Consider the following 17,286-nt stretch of genomic DNA (forward strand, 5'->3'; position numbering starts at 1 on the left):
TTTCTTTGTTTCATTTTTCTTTTTTTAAATCACAAAGTCATAAACTTGACACATTTAAAATGCAGGAGTATATTTATCTCGTTGCTTCTTTTAGTATATCGTTATACCTATTTCGTCATATCATCATTTCTATCAAAAAACAGTTAAAAGTGGTTTTTTATGATTCTGATCAAATCATGAAGTTTCACTTCCTAATCAAGGCTGTTATTATTTTTTACATTTTAGTAGAACGATGTACTTGATTGAAGAACAGATGAATATTCATTATTTTTTCATCAATCACATAAGGGGTGTTGTGATGGGCTTCATATTATTCATTTTGAAGGAAACAATAACAAAGGGTATACAAAGAATTTGACCTTAAATGGGGTTTCAAATATAGGAGTGGGAACATGAAAAATCCTTATATAAAATCGTCACTTGGCATGTATTTAAACTACTTCATGCTTGGCATGATCAATATTATTGTAGCTTCCAACATGGACAGCTTATCTGAACGCTACCATGTAGATATTCCGAAAATCAGCTTGCTTGTATCGGCGATCGGAATTGGTAAACTCATTGCGCTCTTTTTCTCAGGCCGGTTAGCCGACAGCTGGGGACGTAAGCCTGTCATTATTACAGGAAATTTTCTTTACTTATTATTCTTAATCGGTATTCCAACGACAACAAGTTATACACTGGCATTTATCTTTGCGATATCAGCAGGTATTGCCAACTCACTGCTTGATTCAGGAACCTATCCTGCTTTGTCAGAGTCATTTCCGAAAAAAGCAAGTTCGGCTTCTGTTTTAGTAAAAGCGTCTGTATCCATTGGGGCGACTGTTCTTCCATTTATCTTGGCCTTCCTAGTGGCACATGACATCTTCTGGGGCTGGGCGTTCTTTGGACTAGGGCTTCTTTATTTACTCGTAGGGATTTACTTACTCTTTATGCCATTCCCGAACCATAAGCAAGTTTCTTCACAAGACGCTCTTCCAGTACAGGACCAGCTGAAAGAAGAACCAAAAATGCTTGGCGAAGGTTTAGCTGTTGTACTGATGGGATTCACATCGACTGCATTGTTTGTCGTATGGCAGACATGGCTTCCGCAGCTCGGGTTAAAATTAATCGGACTTGGCACAGAACAAGCTACACAGCTTCTATCTTATTTTAGTATTGGTGCACTGGTATCTGTTCTATTGCTTTCGATCGTCTTAGATAAATTCATTTCACCGATTATGGTCGCGATCATTTATCCAATTGGGGCGTTCCTTGCGATGCTTGCACTATTCCAAGTTGAAACTTACAGCATTGTCATTGTCAGCACCTTCTTCTTAGGACTATTTACAGCGGGAATCTTCCAGCTGGCGATGAGTATTATGATGAAATTGTTCCCGACAAACAAAGCAACGGCTTCATCCTATGTCAACATTGCGGCAAGCTCAGCATTTATACTCGTGCCGCTCATTACAAGTGGATTGGTCAGCACGTACGATATTAAAATGACGTTATTTTTCGATATGATCATCGCAGTTATTAGCATATTACTAGCGGTCTTTGTTCTTGGACGCATGAAAAAATTATTTAGATAATTAAAGGAGATGTCAATCATGACAAACATACATGAACGTAATATTGATGGGAAAACAAAATTAGTTGGTCTTCTTGCTACACCAATCGGGCACAGCCTTTCACCACGTATGCATAACCTTGGCTATACACTAACAGGTCTCAACTATGCTTACCTTGCATTTGAAGTAGGGAATGATGAACTAGAAGCAGCCGTAAATGGTATGAAAGCAATGGGTGCAGCTGGATTTAACGTCTCTATGCCGAACAAAATGAAAGTATTGGATTACTTAGACGTACTAGATGATTCTGCAAGATATACACGTGCAAGTAACACTGTAGTGAACAAGGATGGTAAGCTCATCGGCTACAACACAGATGGTCTTGGATATGTAAGAAATTTGATTGAACATGGTGTTGAATTAGCTGGTAAGAAGGTCACTCTCGTTGGCTCTGGCGGTGCTGCGACTCCGATTGCGATTCAGCTTGCACAGTCCGGCATTCGTGAAATTAGTATTTTTGCTCGTAATGATCAATACTTTGTTCAAGCAGAAGAAAATGTAAATTACATCAACAACGAAATGAAATCATTCGGTGTCAAAGCAAACATTTTCCCACTTGAAGACAAAGACGCGTTCCGCCGTGAAGTAGCAGAAAGTGCGATCCTGGCAAATGGGACAAGCCTTGGCATGAAACCACTGGATCAACTCAGCATTATCGATGATACACTTGATGTACTTCGTGAAGATTTGATCGTGACAGATGTCGTATACAACCCGCAAAAAACAAAGCTTCTTGCGCAAGCACAGGAAGCTGGCGCCAAAACCATTAACGGTCTTGGAATGATGCTGTGGCAAGGTGCACTTGCTTACAAACTCTTTACTGGTGAAGATATGCCAGTTGATCAAGTAAAACAAATTCTTTTTGAAAATGACCGTTTCTAAAATAAAAAAGACAAAGGGCTAAAATGATCATCATTTTAGCCCTTTGTTTTCAGCTCTACACGCTGAGACGACTTCCTGCGGAGGTCGTCTTTTTTTAATCATGTATCATGATTTGACGGTATCGATACAGGATATACAGTGCGCCGATAATGGCCGCAACAGCCACCACTGCATCGAACATAAAGATTTGTAAAATGGACGCGTGACTCTGAATTAAACCTGTTACGACCGGGATGACGATAGCCGACACGCCGCCCGCTGTAGAGATAATCCCTGTCATCGTCCCTTTGTTTTTCCAGAAGAATTCAGCCATCACAGTTAACGTCAGCTGAAAAACTCCTGCCGTTGAAAATCCCAATACAAACGCATTGACGGTTCCTATAACTGGGGATTTCACGACCAAGAGCACACAAATGGAAACAAGTGTAATGATTGGATAGATCAGTAGTACAGTGACCGGACGGACAAAACGGCGCAAAAGAAACGCGAGCATCACGACAGACAGCAGCCCGCCCATGCTATAGTAACTGAGCAGTTTTACAGCACTGCCCGATGCCATCCCCAAGATGGCCTCACCGTACGTAGGAAGCCAAATTTGCGGCAGCGCATACAGTCCATTTGACGTAAAGCTGATCAAAATGAGTGCGATCCCTTCCCTCCAAAATGTAGGCTCTGTCGAGAAGCGCGGAAGTCCGTCATACTCCGTTACCTGGACTTGCTCCACCTTACGATGATTCGGAAATGGCAAGGTCCACAGCATCAAGACATTCACAAGATAGATCAGAGCAGGGACAAAAAATGAAATTCCATAAAACAAATCATGCTCTGCTAAAAAGAAAATCGCCAGTGGCAAAATGGTTGCCCCAATGGAGATAAAGGCCTTCACCATCACATTCGCAGATCCCGAGTTTTGCGGAAAAGCCTCCATTAACGCAGGATATGTTCCTGCATCCATTGCCGAATTCGCGACGCCTGCCAAAATCGCAAATGCAAACGCGATTTGATAATTCGGAGACAATGGGATTCCGATGAGGAACACCGCCATCAGCACACCAGAAACCAAAATGACCGGCTTTCGCCCAAAACGATCTGACAGTACGCCTGATAAACCATACGTGAGCACCCTGCCAATGCCAAGCGCCGATATCATATAACTAATTCCCGCACTATTGGTATCTAACTGTTTGATTAAAAATGGCATATTTGAAGCCAAAATAATATTGACCATACCTAATAAAAAATAATTAATATACAGACTAGAAGCCGTTCTCACATACGGATTCCTCATCCTGACACACCCCTCAACACCATCGCAATGAAGTGACAAATAATGGTTACGCTTACAAGATCTCATATGTGAGGAAGAACAGCTTTTCAGCCTTCACGTTCATACATCTCATCATGTCATGCAGCTCACAGCTTACACGCCCTTCATGTATCAAGCATTTCTTCAATTTTTCACTGCTCTTATTTTATACGAATGCGAAAGGTAAAGATAGTGAATTGCTTAAATTTGAAGGGAATTCATCGATCAAGCGTATGACACCATCGATAGAAAAAAGGAGTGGTTCATTCCACTCCTTAAATGATGTCTCAATTCTGTTCATCGCAGCCCCCAAATACTTAGCTCATAAAAATATTCCGTTCTCTCGATGCGTAATCCAAAACGGAAATATTCTTCCAAAAATAAAATCCCCATACCCACTTGAAAATTTTGTTTGCTCAAGAAGGTGATTTAAATGAATAAAGACTTCATACACATTCACTTTAAGTGCTTCAATTTCATGCTCTCGATAGTATTCTCCATGTATTTGGATTTTATGTTCTCTCGATTGAAGGAAAGCAAATACCTTCTGACAAACACTACTCAGCGATTTTATAAAATCCATATACCACTATTCGAATTCTATAGAAATTAAACAACCAGTCCTCGAAAGAGTTTCGACAACTGGCTGTTTCATACGGTGTTTTGATCCCAGTCTCTCAAAAATCGGGGATCAGTCCCGAATATGGTGATTGTTTAAAATATTACGGGATCATTTTGAAGATACTATGAATGGCTTTGTATTTGCTCCCGTATTTTCTGGGTATGATCTTGATTTAAAATCATTGCCAATTCGGCCTCATTTAGAACAGATCCCCATCTAAAGATAATTTCACTATTCAAACCATACTTCAAAAAAAGCGCTTGATAATCTATTTCATGACTATTCTTATCCAATCCTGAGTAAAACAAATCCTTTATAGATTCCTCTGAGAGCATAGAATCCCTTCTACTGGCAATCATGAAACTAGATTGATACTGATCCATTATTCGCAATGCTTTATCTAAATCATGTTGAGGAACCTTGGCCACACTGACATAAAAATGTTTTTCATGTTCATCTAAAAGTAATTCTGGCCCCTTTTCAAAACCTGAAGTATTTATGTCTGAATCAATAGATTTCCATACTTTTCGGAATCTCTCTATTCGCGAATGTGCATCACTTACTTTCTTACTCAGAAAGATATAAAAATGGTAATTAGTCAATTGATCGCTAAAAATTTCTATTAGTTCATTTTGACAATAACTTTGAAAAGTCTTAATTCCACCATTATCTAAAAAGTAATAACCATTAATACTATATACACTTAACTGTTTAAGTTCATTTATTTTTTGATCTAACCACTTATAGTAGTTTGTCACTTCTTGTTCGAATTCAAGTTCTAATTTCATTAGGCATCTTTTGATCAGTAATTAAAATTGCTCGAATTGAACAACTTCTTTTTCTTTTTGTAAAAACTCCTCAAAAAGAGAGACTAACCTATTTATATTCTCTTCTTTTGAATACAGTAACGGATTATAACCATCTGAAGAAGGCATATAATGAATAAACGGTTCCATATCCTCAGGATAGCCAAAATCTGCGTATACTTCAGAAAGCCCATCCAACAACTCTTCAGGTGAATTCTTATTTTTTTCTTTTAAGTGAGACGTTATACCATATCTCCATTTCCTTTTTTCAACGTCCCATTGACTGGATTCTTCTTCTACCAAATCATTATATAATTCTACCAAAACCATTTGAAGTTTTCTTTAATCCTCATCTGGGTCGCCATCTCCCCAAGCTAATTCTAGGATTAAAGAATTTTCACATTCAGTATGATTAGATAAATATTCCACAGCATACTTGCTTATTTCTTTGTATGAAATCAAATCTAGCCTAATTCCTACATATATAGTTTTCCAATTAACTTTTATTTTGTGATGTTTTAAATGCTCTAATGAAAAATTCATAATTTAATACACCTTTTGTGATTTGACAAACTCTATTGTCTCCTCCAAGCTTTACCCATTAACATTACACATTATGATTTTATTAATTGACTTTAAAGGTTTTCATCTCTCCCCCTCAACTTCCTGTGTTTCTGGTAAATGTCAAGGGTTTCATATACTTTATCTTATATACTCATCTACTTCTTCTATTGTTGAAATATCTTGCATAAAAAATACTTATTTCTTCTGGTAGTATTATTGCTAAATCATCAATTTGATCTTCCTTAAATTCAATGAATACCTCATATAAGTAATCACCTTCGTATTAAAGGTTTACTCAGTTAGGTTTAATTTTCACAAATTTAAAGTAGTCTTTACCTTGTCCAAAAGTAAATAAACTTGTGCCTTCTGTTCTGGAGTTTCAGCAACATACTCCATACAAATCTCTTCTAAGCAACTATAGAAATCTAGATTATCCATCACAATTTCATGATAAGATGCTGTGTCCATAAATATCATTACTCCATTATTAAATTCAACATCCTCTGAATGCTCTGGAAGTTCATATCCCATCATATGATCTTGCCAAGGTTCTCTGTGGGACAAACACTCTAACACCTCAACTAAATCATTCTTCAAAAAAGAAAAAAAGTCTTGAACAATCGGCTGCATTTTTTTTAACATCAAGATCCTCCTAATTACTATATTTCTTCCATTCTAATACTGGGTACAAGCTTTCAATTTCCCCTGTTTTTGGATTTTTCCACCCTTCAAATTTTATACCATTTGATGTACCTTGTATTACATGTTGACCGCCTCTAGTTACATACTCAGTACCATTTTCCATTGCCTCTTGGCCATATTTATAAATTTGCTCATCAGTAAATACATTATCATCATAAACAGTCTTCTTATGAGTAGATGCTTTAAATTCTTTTGTATACATACCACGTTCTTGTTTTGCTATTTTATAGTACACATCTTTTATTCCATGTACCGAAGGATGGCTTTCTTTTCTCTCCAATTTATAGGGAATTTCCTTTTCATTTAAATAATTAAAAAATTCCTTTTCATTATGACCACCACTTACACCTGTCTTACTAACACCTTCTGGCCGTATTAGATGATTTTTGCTATTGTCAGAATACTTATGTTTAAATCCACCTTTACCAGCACTATCCTTCACCCCCATCTTCCCATGAAACCCTTTCACCCCGATCGGCAAAAGCATCCCCAGTGCCGCGTTCATACTTGCTTCCTGCTGTTCTTTCGAGATCTTATTTCCAAACATGTCTCGGCCTGTGATCGCTTCGCTGAAGCCGTTGGTGGCGGTGAGGCCATATAGTCCTTTTTGCGATGTTTTTAAGGCGTCAAAGGATTTTTGTGATGTCTTGTAAATGTCGACTGCCCTGACTGCAACTGATGTGGCTTGGGTCGTTTTATAGACGGCTTTTCCGCCTTTGAAAATGCGGCCTGCCCAGCCGACGATTGGGATGTAGCCGGCCGCTGCCATGCCGCCTGCCGCGACTCGCTGTCCTGCGGTGAGTTCCTCGCCTGTGATTGGATCAACGCCTGTTGCGGCACGTTTTGCATCGTTCACGCCGGTCAGTTCATTCACGATGTTTCCACCATAATCGAGGGCTTTTTCATACCAAGGGCGGTTGGCGAGGGCTTCTTGTTCCTTCGCAATCTTTCGGGCTTCTTCTTGTTCTTTTTTGATTTTCAGATATTCAGAAGTTTGCTTCTCAATATCGCTTTTTGCCTTGTAGATGTCGCTATTTTGATACGCTTTCTTATCAAAATTCATAGGTGAAATCGCTGTTCCGTCATTTGTCGCATTCATCATTTCAGCATACAATGCCATTGTAGCTTGCTGTTCCGTCTCTGACAAAGCATATTCATCTTTTAAATTTTGATCAAGTTCTCTCAGATCTTTGACCGTCTTTTTTCGTTCATCTTCCGCATCTTCTATTTTTTCATCAAAGGTTTGGCTATCAAATACCTCTAGGGAAATGAGGTCATCAATGTCTTGAAAAATGGTTTTGAGTGCCTTTTTTTGATCCTTCACAATGCTTTTGGCATTCTTGATACCCATATGTACCGCATTGTCTAAAAAGTGTTCTTCTACAAAGGTATCGCCGCCAAAGTTTGTATCATCCAGTGTCCCAGAAACACCTTCATGAAAGGCTTTTTGCTTATCAATGAAGCTGATAAACATGTCTACATTTCCAGACAGCTCTTTATAGAAACTTTTAATGTTATCGGCACCTTTCCCAGTGAAGTCATCTCCGAGGTTGGCAACACCTTGTAATGCCTTTTTTAAATCTATCATTTGTTCGCGGAGTTCCTGATAGTGTTTTGCCCTTGTGTCCATGGCACTGGTTAGTGCTTTTGCATCAAGTATCTTGCCCAGAAGAAGTCACTCCCTCCATTATTGATCATAAAGTCTATTTTACCGTGACCTTCAAAACGGAAAAATAGGCTAAATGATTTAAAAAATGGAATAGACTCTCTATTTAAAGGTCAAATAAAATAAGCTAGACAATGCACTTTGCTTTGTCCAGCCATACATTTATTTTATTTATAATCATTGATCGGTCCTTTATCCATCAAAACATCAATTTCATTAGATGACTTCATTTTTAATTTAGGTCTGCGCTCGGAATTGGGTTTGCTGTAAAGCTCTAGCGGACGGATGATCACACCATCATTTGTATTTTGAAGCATCCCCGGCACACAAGAATAAATCCGATCATTATCATTCGCATGTTTGGCATGAATTGTCACAGACGTTCCTTGGTGATTATCGATACTCATAGATACCCTATATCTATAAAAGGAACCTGTTCCGTTTGATTGAGCAGAATAAACAACCGGAACAATAGCAAGGATATCGTCATTTAACCGTAATTTAATGACTTCTGTTTTCAGCGAATCACGGTCTCTACCGACATCTCCCATATGCTCTACAGCTCCGTTACCGTAACTTTTGAGAGCTGGAACACCTTTTGCGCCAAACATGGCCACATCTATTTGTTTTCCTGCCTTCGTATAGACCAATGCATAAATATCATAATCCGTTCCAGACTCCCAGGATACTGTAGCTGTAATCTCAGGCGTTTTTTCAATGATGATCGGTTTATGACCTTTGTCTAGACTAATTTTACCTTGAACTTTCTCTAAGCTAATAGGTGCAGCCACTTTCTCTTTAGCGGCTGTCTTCATTGGAGCAGGCTCATCAATTTGTTTTTCAGAAGCCATTTGAGGAGGTGAAGAAACATCTTGTACAACAGGTTCAACCTCCACCCCATAAAGCTTGCATAGCCCTTCCAATCCAGAATTGAAGCCACGCCAGATGGATCGTGCTTTCGTTTCACTATTTCTGATATACAGCTCTACTACGACAATCCCTTTTTCATTTGTAAATTTTACTGGTGTTAGGTATAGCACCTCATCACCTGTTCGAATTTCTGCTTGCAGATTCTTCACTTGAGAAAAGCCAATTCCTTGATCCTCTGTTAGTGTAATCGCCATCTTTGTGATTCCAACAGGCACTTTACTCATATCAAAATTCAATTGATGCCTTTTCAACTGATCTGATATCTCTGCTGGTAAAAGTGTCGCGACACCCGTGGCACTCTCCGGCTGATTGTAAAAAATAATGCCATTATCTCCTTGAACTAGATCTGAATCTGTTAAAAGAAACGCAGTTAAAGAAATATCAATTGCAGATGACACTTCATAACTGATGGATACTTGCCCCTTTGGAGAATTTAGTACGGTATTGGCACCCATTTGCAGAGTTTGATTCATTTCAACAACTCCTATTCCTCATCTACCATTTATCGTTTTTATAGATCAATTATACCAAATTGTGTAATAGAACCTATGAATATCTTTATCTCTTTTCAATTTCTGCAATGATATGAGAAAATGCCAACTAAAACAAACTACTCTCGAAAGGAGAATCAATATGTATAAAAAAATCATTCCTGCTGTTATGGTGATATTCGGCTTTTGGATTCTTCTTCAAATATACTTGAACATCAAGATCTTTCACAATCCAATGAACTATTTTATCCCTATTACCCTCTTCTTCCTTTGTGTTCAGGCTCTATTAAAACATAAACGATGAAAAACCCGAACAAGCATATACCACGCTCATCCGGGCTTCTATTTTCCTTTATTACACTTCTTCACCGTTCGTTGCGATGACGTTTTGATACCAAGTAAACGAATCTTTTTTAAGGCGCTTCATCGAGCCGTTACCTTCGTTGTCGCGGTCAACGTAGATCATGCCGTAGCGTTTTTTCATTTCACCTGTTGTGAATGACACGATATCAATGATGCCCCAAGGTGTGTAGCCAATAAGGTCCACACCGTCGTATTCAATCGCTTTTTTCAGTGCTTCGATATGAGAAGCGAGATATTGAATTCTTTCTGGATCGTGAATAGAACCGTCTTCTTCTACTTGATCTATTGCACCAAATCCATTCTCTACGATGAACAGCGGGATTTGATAGCGATCGTAAAAACGATTCAATGTATATCTTAAGCCTGTCGGGTCAATGGACCAGCCCCAGTCACTTGATTTGATATAAGGGTTATCTACACCATGCGGCAGGGCTCCGTTGACAATGTCTCCGTTGTGATCAGACACAGTATCACTTTTAACCGTTGTCGACATGTAGTAGCTAAAGCCTAGATAATCCACTTTCCCTTTTCTTAAGCTTTCTTCATCGCCTTCTTCAAATGGAATATGATACCCTTCGCGTTCGAATTCTTTTAATGCATAGCTCGGATAGTAGCCGCGAACCTGTACATCTGGGAAGAAATAGCGCTGTCTCATATACTCCTCTGCAAGCATGACATCCTCTGGATTTGAGGAATACGGATAGATTGGCACGTGAGACACCATCGCTCCAATTTGGAAAGCAGGATTGATCTCTTTTCCTTTGGCTACTGCCCATGCACTTGCAAGTAATTCATGGTGTCCTGCTTGATACATGACTTCTTTGGCATTTTCGCCTTCTTTGACTGATACGCCTGAATTTGTCCAAAGGAATAGTGGGTTGTTGACATCCATTTTGTTATTGATTTCATTAAATGTCATCCAGTATGTGACCTTGTCTTTGTATCGATTGAAGCATACTTCTGCGAATTTCGCGAAATACTCAGCGACTTTTCGGCTGCGGAACCCGCCGTACTCTCTTGCCAAATGAAGCGGCATCTCAAAGTGAGATAGCGTAATCACAGGCTCGATGCCATGCTTGAGCAGTTCATCAAATACATCATCATAGAATTGTAAGCCTGCTTCATTCGGTTCCGCTTCATCTCCCTTAGGGAAAATCCGGCTCCAGCCAATTGATGTACGTAAACATTTTAGACCCATTTCGGCAAACATTGCGATATCTTCCTTATAACGATGATAGAAATCAATCGCTTCATGGTTCGGATAAAATTTATCTTCTTCTATCGTTTCAGTTATTTGTCTCGGTATTCCATGAGCACCTGCTGTCATCACATCTACAACACTTGGGCCTTTTCCAGCTTCATTCCATCCACCTTCAAATTGATGTGCAGCTAATGCTCCGCCCCATAGAAAATCTTTTGGTAATGTCATTATTCATTCCTCCTATTTCACAATTGTGATCATGACGTCTGTTGACTGGCATGTCGATTGTTCTTCTATAATCACATCTTCGTACGCTTGTGTATTGGTGATGATGACAGGTGTGATTGTGTTTAATCCCTTGCTTTCAATGGCTTCTTGATCAAATGTCATCAACAAGTCACCCTTCTTCACCTTGCTGCCTTCTTTGATATGAAGAGTAAATGCTGAGCCATCTAGGGAAACCGTATCAATTCCTACATGAACAAGTAACTCCACACCAAATTCTGAACGCAGTCCAATTGCATGCTTTGTCGGCGCAAGCATGACGACACTGCCATCAAACGGTGCATACAGCTTATTGTCTGTCGGTTCAATCGCAAATCCTTTGCCCATTGCCCCAGAGCTAAATACGGCATCCGGCACTTCAGATAACGGGAGTACTTTCCCTGCAAGCGGTGCAGGAATGGTTTCTTCATTGTTCATCGAAGCATTCATTTTTTCTCCAACTTGATCTTTATCAGACGTTGCACCGGCTGTCTGTTCCACTGTATCTTCCCCATAACCAAACATTTGAATGAGCACAACTGGTAAGATCAGCGCAATTGCGACACCAATCAATATGCCGATGATCGATGTTGGAAAGTCTGAACTAATTCCGTTTACAATCGTCAGTGGACCAGGCAACCCTGCATACGCAAAGTAATAAGGCGTAAAGATGCTGGCAGCAATGGCACCGACCGCTCCAGATATACATCCGAAAATAAATGGTTTCTTAAAACGAAGGGTGACCCCATAGATCGCAGGCTCGGTAATTCCAAAGAGACCCGTGATTCCCGCTGACACCCCGACTTTTCGTGTTTCGCGGTTTCTTGCTTTTAAAATAACCCCTAACACTGCGCCGACCTGAGCGATAACAGCGATGGTTTGATATGCCTGGAAGGAGTCACGTCCATATTGTTCAAAGTTGGCGAGCACCATTGGTGTGATGCCCCAGTGAACACCGAAAATGACAAGCACTTGCCAGAAACCTCCGATAATGGCGCCTGCTAAAGCTGGGACATTTTCTGCTAAGACATTGTATCCGTTTGCAATTCCATTTGCGCCTGCTGTCGAAAGTGGACCAATTAATAGAATGGTTAACGGAACCATGACAACCATACAGATAAATGGGACAAATAACGGTTTGACCACCTCGTGAATGCGTTTGTTTAAAAATCTCTCTACATATGAAAGGATCCATACCAAGAATAGCGGCGGCAAAACAGATGACGTATAAACCGTTTCAGATAGCGCTATGCCTAAAAAGGTAACGCCTTCCCCTGATGCCACGCGTCCAGCAATCTCCGTCCAAGCCGGACTGACAAGCGCTGCTGTACACGCTACTGCGATATACATATTCGTTTTAAAATGCTTGGCAGCTGTAATGGCAATAAAGATAGGCAAGAACGTAAACGGCGCCCAAGAAATAAAGCTAAAGACTTCATACGTTCCCGTTTTCGAGAAGCTTGGAAATAATAAATTAATGAGGATAAGTGCACCTTGTAAAATACCAGCTGCCGCCAAAATATACACAAATGGTGCAAACACAGCAGACATGGTCGCGATGACACGATTCAGCACCGTTCCCTTGTTTTCATTTACCTGGTCATCTTCAGACGGCGGCAGCTGAACAAGGCTGGAAAAATGCTCATAGACCTCACCAACATGCTGACCGATGACGACCTGAAATTGACCGCCGTTTTCCACCACGGTAATGACGCCAGGCATCGCATTGACTGCTTCCTTTGCTTTTGGATTCGAACGTTTCAAGACCAAACGCAGCCGCGTGGCGCATCTTGCGGCACTCACCACATTTTCTTCTCCGCCAACTGCCTCTAAGATGTCTTCTGCAAGCTTTTGATAATCCCTCACTTTTGACATATAAACCCCCCCTTTATCACTACTAGTATATGTACATTATAATTATACCGGTACAATATATCAATACATATATAATTTCAATTGGCATATCAAAGGAAATTTGGTATGTGCTATAATACAAGAACAATAAATCGTGAAAACAAAGAGGAATGGCCATGTTAAAGTATCAACAAATTGCGAGCGATATTGAAAAATATATTGTCACCCATGAGCTGCAGCAAGGGGATAAGCTCCCTGTACTCGAAACACTCATGAGCCAATTTGCTGTGAGCAAAAGTACCATTATCAAATCATTAGACTTACTCGAAAGAAAAGGAATTATCTATCAAGTGAGGGGCAGCGGCATCTTTGTTCGAAGACACCGCCGTAAGGGCTACATCAGCCTTTTATCCAACCAAGGGTTTAAAAAAGATTTAGAGGAATTTCAACTGACATCAGAGGTTTTAATGCTAGACACCATCAAGCCGTCCGAAGAAGCTGCACTTAATTTGAACATTGAACAAGATGAAGATGTCTTTTATCTAAAACGCATTCGTTACATCAATGGGCAAACGTTATGTTTAGAAGAATCCTATTACCGAAAAACGATCATTCCTTATCTCAACACAGAAATTGCTGCCGACTCTGTTTTTAAATTCATCAGTGAAGGTTTGGGGCTCAAAGTCGGTTTTTCCGATATGTACTTACAAGTAGGCAAATTGAATGAAACCGAAGCGACGCACCTCGGCCTTAAGCAAGATGATCCCGCTCTCCGCGTCGAGACAGTCTTTCATCTCACCAATGGCCAGCCCTTCGATTTTTCGAAAATCACGTATAACTACATGCAATCCCAATTTTTTATTCAAGCGAATAATTATTATGGGTGATGGATGGAAAAAGCCTCCTGGTGTCAGGAGGCTTTCTTACTATTATCTTTTAACCTTTAAACATTCCATCCTTCTTTCTTGAGAAGATAGGCCATCAATCCCAACATCACCATAATAAATGTCTATGTGATTTCCTTTGCCAATTAGTGCAACTGGAAAAGCATGCTGGTCTTGCAGACACTTTTCAAACTCATCTGGATGAATTTCGACTTCAATTTCATGTCCAATGAACGCATATTCAAACGTCATCGTATGATAAAGATCCACAAGACAGCGTATGATCTTCTGCTGAAGATGAATGACATCATGAGAAACAACCTCTGTCCAATTTAAACTGAGAACGAATCCTACGAAACCCGTTTCTTTTTGTATGTTGATTGTACTTCCTTTTCGATCTGAACTTATGCCTGACAATTCAAACTCTGTATAATAACCTGAAAAATCATCGTCTTTGAGGATATTTTCTTTAACTCTGTGCTCAATCCATGTTTCACCGTCAGGGTTCTGACTAAATTTTACTTTCGTGATAGACATGTCTTTTTGAACTAGATAATCAATCAATTGGCGAAAGTATTTGGTATATGAATGTCTTCATAAAAAACGAGTCCGATATTGATAAACCCACCTGTAGTTATGTCACATCCTTCGCTTCATTTTTTCTTTCATTATACTTTACTTAAACTATTATTCTATGAAAACTCCCTCTCTTACATGAACACTTCCGATTTAAACCATCAAAAAGATTCATTTTACGAATGCATCAAACAAACTTATGATTAACGTAACAAGAGTGTATAGGAGGGTTCGTCAGATGACAGACATTAGAGTGTATCATGTCGATGCGTTTACAACTGAGAAATTTGGAGGAAATGCCGCTGGGGTGGTGAGTTTTTAACAGAAGATGACATGCAGAGCATCGCCAAGGAGTTGAATTTACCGGAATCCGTCTTCTTGCTTCCTGCCCATGATAAGAAAGCCGATTATCGCGTCAAATACTTCACACCGACGGAAGAGGTCAATTTTTGCGGGCATGCGACTGTTGGATTGACTTGGCTTCTAGCAACGGAGCTAGGGCTGGCTAAAGAGAGATCAGGGATCGTGTTAGAAACAAAGATCGGCCATGTGCCTGTTGAATGGCACGAAGAAAATGGAAAGGTCGTTGATGTGGAAATGACGCAGGTGCCACCGCGGACGCGAGATTTTGTCATCGATTTAGAAGAGCTTAGTGACATGCTTGGTGTGAGCAGTGACCGCCTTGATTCTTCCTATCCTATCAAATTAGCAAACACCGGAAACTGGCATCTTCTTGTTCCAATGAAGCACCAACAGGACATTGATCAAGCGGCACCGAACTTAGCGGCTTTAGCTAAAATGAATAAAGAGCATGGCATCTCGACAACCCACCTTTATACGTTCCACACTTCAAAAGAATGCGATCTTTATACGAGGGATTTTGCACCTGGGATTGGTATACCGGAAGATCCTGTGACGGGGGCAGCAAACGGGGCGTTGGCTGGATATCTTTATTTGGAGGGTATCATTTCTCAGCAAGAAATCACTCGCCTGAACATTGCCCAAGGGGATGCCATCGGCAGACCTGGCATGCTTCGTATCACAGTCATTCCGAATGAATCAAAGCCGGTGATTAAAGTGGCAGGCGCAGCTGTCATCACGATCCGCGGCGTGTTAACTTTATAAAACATCAGCTTGAATGGGGACTTCCTGTTCAAGCTGATTCTATTTAAAATGATTTTTGACCGTTTCGATCCATCTTTTGGCCGATGGGGAAGCTGCTTTGAATGATTTGAGCGCCAGGTTGACCTCACGAAAGACACTTGTCTCCAGTGGAATGACTTTCGTATGAGGTATGTGCGGCGGCAAAACCAATTTTGGAATGATCGTGACCCCAAGTCCTTCTTGAACCATAGAAATAAGCGTATTGTTGTCTTCAATTTCAAACAAAACATGAGGCTTCACGCCGCCTCTTTCTTTTAACAGCTTCTTGACGAGTATGTCACAGCCCGCTTTCGGCATGATAAAGGCTTCATCATGTAACGAGTCCACTTCAATCACTTTCTTCGTATGAAAGCGATGATTCTCTTGTATGAGCACCACCAATTCATCCTGAAAAAGTGGAACGGTCTCAAATTCCCTCGATGACTGCGTTAAAAAACCAACATCAACCGTGCCAGAAGTGATCCATTCCTCAATCTCCTCATAACCGCCTTCATATAACTCCAGCTTGATATGCGGATAGATTTGCGTAAAACGATGAATAAGGCGTGGAAGGACATTTGAAGAAAAACTAGGGAATGTCCCTATCTTGATACTCCCCACTTCCATCCCTTGAATGAGCGCCGCCTCCTGCTCAAGCAATGCCGCATGATGCATGATTTGCCGGATATGCGGCATCACCCGCTCACCTGCGTCCGTTAACGAAAGCCCGTTTCGATTCCGCCGAAGCAGCACAATCCCGAGTTCCGACTCAAGCTTCGCAATATTATGACTCACCCCAGATTGCGTCAGCCCAAGCTTCTCCCCTGCTTTTGTAAAACTGCCGCACTCGACGACTGTTAGAAATACTTTGTATTGGAATGTGATCAGTGTGCTCACCTCACAAGCTCATATTAGATCTTGGCAAAATCTACTGTTAGATATTTCTTTGATTTTTCGATTTAAATGTTGTTCTATCAATTGAAAGCAAGTCTTCTGAATCCATAAACGTTGAAATGTAAAGAGCTGTTCTTTTTCATCACCATGCAAATCTTCATCTTCCTCTAACTGAAAATCAGTTAAATCTATGTTGTCATGAACATGTATTTTCATAAAAACATGAGCATTGTGAAAATCATGCATATGTTCTACTAAAAAAGAAATTTCGGTGATAAAATCATCAAATGTATCTTCTTCAAGCGTTTTTTTTAGATCAAGATTACTATGAACATCTATTGAAACGTAATTATCTCTTTCATCCAATTCTTCTTGGGTAGCAAGGGGATTATCGTGAGTCATTGCTTTTCTATTTACATCTGTAATGGAGAAATAAATGATGATGTCTTTATTATCGAGAAATTCATACCCCCATATTTCTGCATCTCTTAATCTTAAAATGCGGGTAAGATTGGCCAATTTTTT

14 protein-coding genes and 2 pseudogenes are annotated in these 17,286 nt (G+C 40.1%); 5 read left to right on the forward strand and 11 right to left on the reverse strand.

Annotated elements, in window-relative coordinates:
* The first annotated feature begins 392 nt into the window (after positions 1-392).
* Positions 393-1,574: an MFS transporter gene (locus MHB41_RS18390; RefSeq protein ID WP_034281431.1), complete on the forward strand. Its 1,182-nt coding sequence runs from the start codon at positions 393-395 to the stop codon at positions 1,572-1,574.
* Positions 1,575-1,592: 18 nt separating this feature from the next.
* On the forward strand, positions 1,593-2,495 hold the full coding sequence (locus MHB41_RS18395) for a shikimate dehydrogenase (RefSeq protein ID WP_046312639.1): 903 nt from the start codon (positions 1,593-1,595) through the stop codon (positions 2,493-2,495).
* 94 nt (positions 2,496-2,589) lie between these two features.
* On the opposite strand, the gene MHB41_RS18400 is transcribed toward MHB41_RS18395, so the two are convergent.
* The 6 genes and pseudogenes from MHB41_RS18400 to MHB41_RS18425 all read right to left on the reverse strand — a co-directional run bounded on the left by MHB41_RS18400 (position 2,590) and on the right by MHB41_RS18425 (position 9,564).
* Positions 2,590-3,783 carry an MFS transporter gene (locus tag MHB41_RS18400; RefSeq protein ID WP_034281432.1) on the reverse strand — a complete coding sequence of 398 codons (1,194 nt, stop codon included), beginning with the start codon at positions 3,781-3,783 and terminating at the stop codon, positions 2,590-2,592.
* Between the two features lie 762 nt (positions 3,784-4,545).
* Positions 4,546-5,211 carry a hypothetical protein gene (locus tag MHB41_RS18405; protein WP_254001507.1) on the reverse strand — a complete coding sequence of 222 codons (666 nt, stop codon included), beginning with the start codon at positions 5,209-5,211 and terminating at the stop codon, positions 4,546-4,548.
* Between the two features lie 21 nt (positions 5,212-5,232).
* A pseudogene (locus tag MHB41_RS18410) lies at positions 5,233-5,772 on the reverse strand (DUF2247 family protein).
* Positions 5,773-6,105: 333 nt separating this feature from the next.
* Positions 6,106-6,435: a hypothetical protein gene (locus tag MHB41_RS18415; protein ID WP_120208028.1), complete on the reverse strand. Its 330-nt coding sequence runs from the start codon at positions 6,433-6,435 to the stop codon at positions 6,106-6,108.
* Between the two features lie 10 nt (positions 6,436-6,445).
* Entirely contained in the window at positions 6,446-8,164 is a 1,719-nt protein-coding gene (locus MHB41_RS18420) for a T7SS effector LXG polymorphic toxin (RefSeq protein WP_260983468.1), read from the reverse strand.
* Between the two features lie 164 nt (positions 8,165-8,328).
* Positions 8,329-9,564, reverse strand: a complete 1,236-nt coding sequence (locus MHB41_RS18425) for a TerD family protein (protein ID WP_034283549.1) — start codon at positions 9,562-9,564, stop codon at positions 8,329-8,331.
* A 160-nt stretch (positions 9,565-9,724) separates the two neighbouring features.
* Here MHB41_RS18425 and MHB41_RS18430 point away from each other — a divergent pair, with 160 nt between their 5' ends.
* Positions 9,725-9,886, forward strand: coding sequence for a hypothetical protein (locus tag MHB41_RS18430; RefSeq protein ID WP_340899634.1), 162 nt, complete (start codon positions 9,725-9,727; stop codon positions 9,884-9,886).
* A gap of 51 nt (positions 9,887-9,937) precedes the next feature.
* Here MHB41_RS18430 and bglA read toward each other — a convergent pair whose 3' ends face one another.
* Together bglA and MHB41_RS18440 are read right to left on the reverse strand one after the other, a co-directional pair.
* Positions 9,938-11,377, reverse strand: a complete 1,440-nt coding sequence (bglA, locus tag MHB41_RS18435; RefSeq protein ID WP_139142196.1) for a 6-phospho-beta-glucosidase BglA — start codon at positions 11,375-11,377, stop codon at positions 9,938-9,940.
* Positions 11,378-11,386: 9 nt separating this feature from the next.
* On the reverse strand, positions 11,387-13,285 hold the full coding sequence (locus MHB41_RS18440) for a beta-glucoside-specific PTS transporter subunit IIABC (protein ID WP_340899631.1): 1,899 nt from the start codon (positions 13,283-13,285) through the stop codon (positions 11,387-11,389).
* Between the two features lie 155 nt (positions 13,286-13,440).
* Between MHB41_RS18440 and MHB41_RS18445 the strand changes: the two genes are divergently transcribed.
* Positions 13,441-14,151 (forward strand): GntR family transcriptional regulator, encoded by a 711-nt coding sequence (locus MHB41_RS18445; protein ID WP_041118390.1) that lies wholly within the window; start codon positions 13,441-13,443, stop codon positions 14,149-14,151.
* 42 nt (positions 14,152-14,193) lie between these two features.
* On the opposite strand, the gene MHB41_RS18450 is transcribed toward MHB41_RS18445, so the two are convergent.
* On the reverse strand, positions 14,194-14,712 hold the full coding sequence (locus MHB41_RS18450) for an Imm64 family immunity protein (RefSeq protein ID WP_101677497.1): 519 nt from the start codon (positions 14,710-14,712) through the stop codon (positions 14,194-14,196).
* A 250-nt stretch (positions 14,713-14,962) separates the two neighbouring features.
* Between MHB41_RS18450 and MHB41_RS18455 the strand changes: the two are divergent.
* Positions 14,963-15,849: pseudogene (locus MHB41_RS18455) on the forward strand (PhzF family phenazine biosynthesis protein).
* Between the two features lie 39 nt (positions 15,850-15,888).
* Here the strand turns inward: MHB41_RS18455 and MHB41_RS18460 are convergent.
* Complete coding sequence (locus MHB41_RS18460; protein ID WP_227001689.1) at positions 15,889-16,764, reverse strand: LysR family transcriptional regulator; 876 nt, start codon at positions 16,762-16,764, stop codon at positions 15,889-15,891.
* Positions 16,765-16,773: 9 nt separating this feature from the next.
* Positions 16,774-17,280, reverse strand: a complete 507-nt coding sequence (locus MHB41_RS18465; protein ID WP_101677495.1) for a hypothetical protein — start codon at positions 17,278-17,280, stop codon at positions 16,774-16,776.
* Positions 17,281-17,286: the final 6 nt, after the last annotated feature.

Origin of the sequence: Bacillus sp. FSL H7-0578, from assembly GCF_038630855.1 — a bacterium.
GTDB classification, from domain to species: Bacteria; Bacillota; Bacilli; order Bacillales; family Bacillaceae; genus Bacillus; species Bacillus safensis.